At 67.3% G+C, this 5,602-nt stretch carries 7 protein-coding genes; 5 read left to right on the top strand and 2 right to left on the bottom strand.

Annotated features, from left to right (window positions below):
- Positions 1–135: 135 nt before the first annotated feature.
- The 4 genes from J7I79_RS22580 to J7I79_RS22565 all read left to right on the top strand — a co-directional run bounded on the left by J7I79_RS22580 (position 136) and on the right by J7I79_RS22565 (position 3,018).
- Positions 136–333 (top strand): hypothetical protein, encoded by a 198-nt coding sequence (locus J7I79_RS22580; RefSeq protein ID WP_214957249.1) that lies wholly within the window; start codon positions 136–138, stop codon positions 331–333.
- 92 nt (positions 334–425) lie between these two features.
- Positions 426–1,238 (top strand): triose-phosphate isomerase, encoded by an 813-nt coding sequence (gene tpiA, locus J7I79_RS22575; protein WP_214957247.1) that lies wholly within the window; start codon positions 426–428, stop codon positions 1,236–1,238.
- Positions 1,239–1,506: 268 nt separating this feature from the next.
- Positions 1,507–2,085, top strand: coding sequence for a TetR/AcrR family transcriptional regulator (locus tag J7I79_RS22570; RefSeq protein WP_214957245.1), 579 nt, complete (start codon positions 1,507–1,509; stop codon positions 2,083–2,085).
- Between the two features lie 75 nt (positions 2,086–2,160).
- Entirely contained in the window at positions 2,161–3,018 is an 858-nt protein-coding gene (locus tag J7I79_RS22565) for an MBL fold metallo-hydrolase (RefSeq protein ID WP_214957244.1), read from the top strand.
- Between the two features lie 168 nt (positions 3,019–3,186).
- Here the strand turns inward: J7I79_RS22565 and J7I79_RS22560 are convergent, their stop codons facing one another.
- Both J7I79_RS22560 and J7I79_RS22555 read right to left on the bottom strand, forming a co-directional pair.
- The gene (locus J7I79_RS22560; protein ID WP_214957242.1) at positions 3,187–3,990 is read right to left on the bottom strand and encodes a maleylpyruvate isomerase family mycothiol-dependent enzyme; all 804 of its coding nucleotides are present in this window, start codon (positions 3,988–3,990) and stop codon (positions 3,187–3,189) included.
- A gap of 148 nt (positions 3,991–4,138) precedes the next feature.
- Positions 4,139–4,729, bottom strand: a complete 591-nt coding sequence (locus tag J7I79_RS22555; protein WP_214957240.1) for a TetR family transcriptional regulator — start codon at positions 4,727–4,729, stop codon at positions 4,139–4,141.
- 72 nt (positions 4,730–4,801) lie between these two features.
- Between J7I79_RS22555 and J7I79_RS22550 the strand changes: the two genes are divergently transcribed.
- Positions 4,802–5,599, top strand: a complete 798-nt coding sequence (locus J7I79_RS22550) for an SDR family oxidoreductase (protein WP_214957237.1) — start codon at positions 4,802–4,804, stop codon at positions 5,597–5,599.
- The last annotated feature ends 3 nt before the right edge of the window (positions 5,600–5,602 follow it).

Genomic DNA, 5,602 nt, shown 5'->3' with positions numbered 1-5,602 from the left:
CGACGTCGAAGGCGCCCTGGCCGCCGCAGGAAGCCATGGAGCCTCCCCCGCACCACGGGTCGCGCCGTAATGGTGCGCTCAACCAGGCATACGGGGAGCGGTGACACCCGGGTTCCGGCACCGCAGGACTGGACCTTGCTCCAACCGGGAGACCTCGTCGAGGTAATCGAACCCGGCGGTTACTCCTACGAGGCGCGGGTCGAGACTAAAACCGAGCAATCGGACATCCTCTGGATCAGAAGCCACGGCTTCGGCACGCGGCACCTCCTGCACAATCAGGACGGGACCCGGCTCCGGACCGGCACACCACCTGACGAGCCCCAGAGCCCGTAACCCGCCCGCATTACCGGGCTCCGGGAGACCCCTCCCTGGCCCCGCGGAATGCCGCGCCCGCAAGCCATCGCACCAACCATTTGGAGAAACACATGAACACGTCTGACAACAGCAGCTATAACCGGACGCCCCTTATCGCCGGTAACTGGAAGATGAACATGGACCACGTCCAGGGCAGCAGCCTGCTGCAACAACTGGCCGAGGCCCTTTATGAGGCAAAGCACGACTATGCCCGGGTGGAGGTTGCCGTCTTTCCGCCCTTCACGACTCTTAGCGCCGTGCAAACCCTGATCCAGGACGATGGCCTGGGCCTGGTCAGCGGAGGCCAGGACCTTTCCCCGTTCGACTCGGGCGCCTACACAGGCGACGTCAGCGGTCAGTTTCTGGCCAGGCTCGGCTGCAAGTATGTGCTCGTCGGCCACAGCGAACGCCGCACGATCCACGGCGAAACCGACGCAACCGTGAACACCAAGGTCAAGGCGACCTTCCGCCATGCACTCACACCGGTGCTGTGCGTCGGCGAGGGCCTGGACATCCGCCAGACCGGCACCCACATCCAGCACACACTGTCCCAGCTGCGCGCCGGCGTCGACGGACTCACCTCAGACGAGGCCGCCGGGCTCGTAGTAGCGTACGAGCCCGTCTGGGCCATCGGAACCGGAGAAGTCGCCGGACCCGAAGATGCACAGGAAATGTGTGGCGCGATCCGCGCCGAACTGGCCAGCCTGTTCGACGCGGACGTCGCCCCCAAGACCCGGCTGCTCTACGGCGGCTCCGTTAAGGCCGGCAACGCGCCAGCCATGCTGCACGAGACCGACGTCGACGGCGTGCTGGTCGGCGGCGCGAGCCTTGATGCGGCTGAATTTGCCAACATTGCGGGCTTCGAGCGCCAGCTGGCGGACTGAGCCAGCCAAGTTCCGTTCCGGGCACGCCCCATCGCCTGGTGTTGTTGGGCAGCGCTTCATCGCGGATGAGTAGTTCTCTAACGGCGTCGACGATCTCGCAGCTCGCTGCGGCCGCTGGGGCGGGACTCGGTGCGCACGAAAAGGGTCCAGCGTCTAACCAAGGAGCCTCTCGCCCCCGCCCCAGCCATACGTCTCAGCGGTGTCGAAGAACGTGACGCCGAGCTGTGCATATTTGACCCATAGGTCCAGAACCGTGTAGTGTGGACGGATGGGCAGACCCAAAGAGTTCGATCCGGAGACCGCCGTCGTTCAGGCGATGGATCTCTTCTGGCGTCAGGGCTATGCCTCGACCACGCCCCAAGGCCTCGCGGACGCCCTGGGTATCGGCAAGGGGAGCCTCTACAACGCCTTCGGCGGCAAGCGGCGGCTCTTCGATCTGGCGCTGCAGAGGTATCTCGACACGCAGAAGGACGTCGTCACGAGCTGGCTCAACGGTTCGGGAACGGTCAAAGAGCGGCTGCGTCGAGCGCTGATGTTCCTCGTCGAGACCGACCTGGCCGACCCCGGTCGACGCGGTTGCCTGGCCACGAACAGCGCCGTCGAATTCGGCATCGCCGACGCCGACGTCGCAACGCGGGTGCAAGGCCTGTTCGACCACACCGAGCGCGCCTTCGCGTCACTGATCGCCGAGGGGCGGCGCAGCGGCGAGCTGCGGATCGACCTCGACGACCAGGCGGTGGCCAGCATGCTGCTGAACACCGTCACCGGCCTGCACGCCCTGGCCCGACTCGAGAAGGGTCCCGCGCGGATGCGGAGCATCGCCGACGCCACCATCGCGCTCCTTTGACGGGTGCCCGCATTCGGAACCTTTTTTTGCCATTTTTCTGTACCTGTAAGTCAAATAATGAACTGGAGAACCGACATGACCTCATCACTTACCCTGAACATCTTCACCGCGCCGGCGCGGGCCGTGAACATCCCCCTCCCGGTGCCTGCGCCTGAGGGCGGCTGGACCTGGCCTCCGACCTCGGTCACGCTGATCTCCGGCGAGAGCGAGGCGATCCTGGTCGACACGGTCCCCGGGATCGAGGACTCAGCCGAACTTGCCGACTGGATCGAGGCCAGCGGCAAGGAGCTCACCACGATCTTCATCACGCACGCCCACATCGACCATTTCCTCGGAGCGGCCGAGCTGCTCAAGCGCTTCCCCGGGGCCCGCGTGGTGGCCACCGAAGCGACCGCCCGCCTGATCGCTTCCGAGGCCGAGACCGGCCAGATGCGGGCGCTCTACTCACAGATCTTCGTGGACGAGATCGGCTCCGAGGTCATCGTGCCGGAGGCCGTCGTCGGCGGCCGGCTCGAGCTCGAGGGCCATGACGTGTACGCCGTGCCAACTGGCCAGTCCGATCTCAGCGACTCCTCCTACGTCCATATCCCCGAGCTGTCCGCTGTCATCGTCGGCGACATCGCCTACAACGACGTGCACCCGACCCTCGTGACAAGCACGCACGAGACCCGCCAGGGCTGGATCGACACGATGGTCAAGATCCAGGAGCTCAAGCCTGAGATCGTGGTGGCCGCCCACCGCCGCGCCGACGCCGCGGACACCGGTCAGGCGCTGGCTGAGACCATCGCTTACGTCAGGGCGGCTGACGAATTCCTGGCCACCGATCCGACCGCGGACGAGTTCATCGGCCACATGCTGGCAGCCCACCCCAAACGGCTCAACGTCAGCACACTTCACTACGGCACCGCCATGATGGGTCTCCGGCAGGCCTAACGGGTACTCGCTCCGATGAGTACGCGGGGGCCGGTATCCAGCACCGGGCGGAATGCCCGGCCCCTCCGAGCCGACCCGGACCACCGCTCCCGACACCGCCCTGGATCTCGCCAGGGCCCCTGGATCGGACGGACTGGCGACCTATGGCGCGGCGGCGGGCGTCTGCCTTTAGATGACGTTGACGGTGTCGAGGTAGAGCGCGGCGAGCTCGGTGTCGCCCGCGAGCTCGACGTCTGCGTCTCGCCAGGAGGAGCGCTGCGTTCCCCAGTCGGGGAACGTGATGGCTGGGGCGGTGATGCGGGCCGCCGGGGTGCGGGAGCCGGCTGCGGCGAGGCCGTCGGCGTCGATCCACCAGGTGCCGCCGCCGGGGCCTGTGAGTGTGAGGGTCAGTCCGGCGTCGATTCCGGGTGCCGGGGATTTCGCGGTCTGGTTGCTGAGCACCGCGGTCATCCAGTCGAGCACGGCGCGCATCCGGTTCGCGTCCGTCGGAGGCGTCGGCATGCCGAGGGCGGGGGCCATGTCGTGGCGGAGGTGGGTGTGCAGGTCGAAGACCAGGGCGCCGCCGACGAGCAGCGCCATCGGGAATTTTCCGAGCTCGTTCAGCCCCATGGGCACCGCGCGCATCGGGGTGTGCCGGACGAAGGCGAGCATGCGGGCCGAGGTGCGGGTGGCGGTCTCGAACTCGGCCATGACCTGCTGCCGGCTCCACGCGCGGCGCGCCTGCACGGGGCCCTCGTTGACGGCCTCGAGGCTCGGCTGGCGTGCGGCTTGGAGGCCGGCGGGGCTGTACATGTTGTGGGCGGTGGAGCCGATGTGGCCGACCATGTCGGCGATGCTCCAGCCGGCGGCCTTGCTGGGCGCGTTCCACTGGGCGGTGGTGAGGGAGTTCGCGAATTCGAGCATCACGGCGCTCTCGGTGCGGAACGCGGCGTGGAGGTTTTTCAGGTCGGGGGCGGGGAGGCGGTTGGCCATGTCAAATCTGCTTTCGTGGGATGTTCGGGGAAGTCGTGTGGCTCTCGGGGGTTTGAGGGGCGCAGAGGCGCGTCGAAGGCAGCGGGCGGTGCCGCGGGACGTGGATCGCGAAGCGTTGAGCGGGGAGGGGCAGGGCCGCCCGCCGGCGTCAGTTCGAGGTGCGGATGGCTGCCACCGCCGTGTCGTAGAGATCAAACAGCGGTGTCGAGCCCCGCAGCCGGAGCCACTCCTCGGTGGCGGCCTGCAGGCAGGTGATCGCCGCGCCGACGATGGCCCTGGCCTCGAAGCCACGCGATTGGAAGGCGGGCAGGCGCGGTTCGATCAGGGGGGCGAGCAGGTCGGTCCACCGCGCCTGCTTCTCGGCATGGCCGGCCCGCAGGGAGTCGTTGTCGAACAGCATCGAGACGATCCCGAGGCGGTTCTCGGGGCTGACCTCGATCTCGTCGAGGACCACGAACGCCTGCCGCAGCGACACCCAGACCTCTTCATCCGCCGGCCGGCCGGCGAGTCGCGCCGCGATGACCTCTCCCTGCTCGGACAGGCCGCTCAGGGCCAGGTCTTCCTTCGTGCGGAAGTAGTTGAACAGCGTGCGGCGCGAGACGCCGGCCGCTGCTGCGACCTCGTCGACGGTCGTCTCGTCAAAACCCTTCTCGGCGAAGAGCTGCATCGCCGTCTGTGCCAGAAGCGAACGCACGACGGCCCGGGTCTGCTGTCGGATTGGTGTGGGAGTCATTGCCATGCACTTATAGTACGACATTGCAGAACTGGAAGCTACTTGCACTTGGTGCACAACTATGCGTAGAGTGTTCCCATGAGCAAAATCGACTACAGCACGCAGACCGTCATCGTCACCGGAGCCAGCTCGGGCCTGGGCGCCGAGTTCGCCCGCCAACTCGCCGCCCGCGGCGCGAACCTGGTCCTCGTGGCCCGCCGCGAAGACCGGCTGAAGAGCCTCGCCGAAGAGCTGACCCGCCGCGACGGGGTGAGCGTGACCACCATCGCCCGTGAGCTCGACCGGCCGGACGCCGGGCGCATGCTCCGAAAGGAGCTCGAGGCGAGGGGCATCTTCGCCACCGGCCTGGTTAACAACGCCGGCTTCGGCACGCACAACCCGTTCGGCGAGGAGGACCCCGAGCGGCTGCAGCAGCTGATCACTTTGAACATCGGCGCCCTCGTCGACCTCAGCCACGCCTACTTCGACGTCTTCGCGAAGCAGAAGACGTCCGTCCTGATCAATGTCGCGAGCCTGCTTGGCTTCATGCCAACCCCCTACCTCAGCGTCTACGGCGCCTCGAAGGCCTTCGTGCTGAGCTTCACCGAGTCCCTCTGGGAAGAGGCCCGCGGAACGGGCCTGCGCGTTCTCGCCATCTCCCCCGGCGCGATGAAGACGGAGTTCTTCGACGCCGCCGGCAGCCAGGCCGCCGACTACGGCGCCCGCCGCGCCCTGCCCGAGGATGTCGTGAAAACCGCGATCACCACTGTCGACAAGACCTCGCACCGCCCCTCGGTCATCACCAACGGACGACCCCTCGCCATCGCCGCGCGCTTCCTCCCGCGCCGCGCGATCGTGCACTTCATGGGCGCCACCATCCGCCGCAGCAACCGCTGAGCC

It is taken from the genome of Arthrobacter sp. ISL-69 (genome assembly GCF_018613775.1).
Taxonomy (GTDB): Bacteria; Actinomycetota; Actinomycetes; order Actinomycetales; family Micrococcaceae; genus Arthrobacter.
This window is presented reverse-complemented; position numbering and strand designations above follow the sequence as displayed.

Excerpts from the sequence above, each read along its gene's own strand:
- tpiA (WP_214957247.1), top strand. The coding sequence starts at position 426 with ATGAACACGTCTGACAACAGCAGCTATAACCGGACGCCCCTTATCGCC.
- J7I79_RS22570 (WP_214957245.1), top strand. The coding sequence starts at position 1,507 with ATGGGCAGACCCAAAGAGTTCGATCCGGAGACCGCCGTCGTTCAGGCG.
- J7I79_RS22565 (WP_214957244.1), top strand. The coding sequence starts at position 2,161 with ATGACCTCATCACTTACCCTGAACATCTTCACCGCGCCGGCGCGGGCC.
- J7I79_RS22560 (WP_214957242.1), bottom strand. The coding sequence starts at position 3,990 with ATGGCCAACCGCCTCCCCGCCCCCGACCTGAAAAACCTCCACGCCGCG.
- J7I79_RS22555 (WP_214957240.1), bottom strand. The coding sequence starts at position 4,729 with ATGGCAATGACTCCCACACCAATCCGACAGCAGACCCGGGCCGTCGTG.
- J7I79_RS22550 (WP_214957237.1), top strand. The coding sequence starts at position 4,802 with ATGAGCAAAATCGACTACAGCACGCAGACCGTCATCGTCACCGGAGCC.